The organism is Pseudoalteromonas sp. CR1, assembly GCF_019392235.1.
Classification (GTDB): Bacteria; Pseudomonadota; Gammaproteobacteria; order Enterobacterales; family Alteromonadaceae; genus Pseudoalteromonas.
Genome location: NZ_JAHXRM010000369.1, coordinates 1 through 260, shown reverse-complemented (window position 1 = coordinate 260; position 260 = coordinate 1). Strand labels below are relative to the sequence as shown.

Annotated in this window: 1 protein-coding gene; it reads right to left on the bottom strand. The window is 51.5% G+C overall.

Annotated features, from left to right (window positions below; all coding sequences use genetic code 11):
• Window positions 1–260, bottom strand: a 260-nt coding sequence (locus KZZ04_RS19750) for a hypothetical protein (protein WP_219423965.1), incomplete at both ends; no start/stop codon positions are given.

The following is a 260-nucleotide window of genomic DNA, read 5'->3' as shown; positions in this document are numbered from 1 at the left end:
ATTGCCCGGCGCATTGTTTTGGATCTGTGCGCTCGTGTTTGTGTTGCTGCCGCCTGTCAGGATGAGGTCTCGACTTGTTGTGATCGAAAGAACCCCGTTAGCGTCGCTGTCGATACGGGCAGCCTCATTGATGTTAGAGCCGCCTGTAATGAGAACATCTCGGCTGCTATTGACAGTGATAGCAGCGTTTGCTGTTGTGATCACGACAGCGTTAGTGTCAATAGACAGATCGCTTGTGTTAAACGTCCCAAGCGAGATCG